Genomic DNA, 293 nt, shown 5'->3' on the forward strand with positions numbered 1-293 from the left:
TAAAAGAAATGAAGGACAAATAATCTACTCCACAGCCTATGCATAAGCTAAGACAGCACCTAATCCGTGCTGTCTTTTTTTTCTTGTGCATCTATTTTATCAAGCAAGTAACGGGCATAGCCCATCGGATTTGCATACGTTGCCTTCCATTCCTCCATCATGCGCACATTGCCAAACGCATAGCGCTGATCCCGTCCATTGCATTCAATAAACAGAGGTTTTCCCTTCTTCGTCAATCCGATATCAAGCCCGATATCAGCAAGGTCTGGCAGCGTCTTCTCTAGATAGCGGGC

At 45.1% G+C, this 293-nt stretch carries 1 protein-coding gene; it reads right to left on the reverse strand.

Going from position 1 to position 293, the window contains the following annotated elements:
* Positions 1–59 precede the first annotated feature (59 nt).
* Positions 60–293 (reverse strand): YheC/YheD family protein (locus LKX83_RS32405; RefSeq protein WP_227887390.1); only part of this gene is annotated, 234 nt, incomplete at its 5' end.

This window comes from Cohnella baijiui, assembly GCF_020731285.1.
Classification (GTDB): domain Bacteria; phylum Bacillota; class Bacilli; order Paenibacillales; family Paenibacillaceae; genus Cohnella.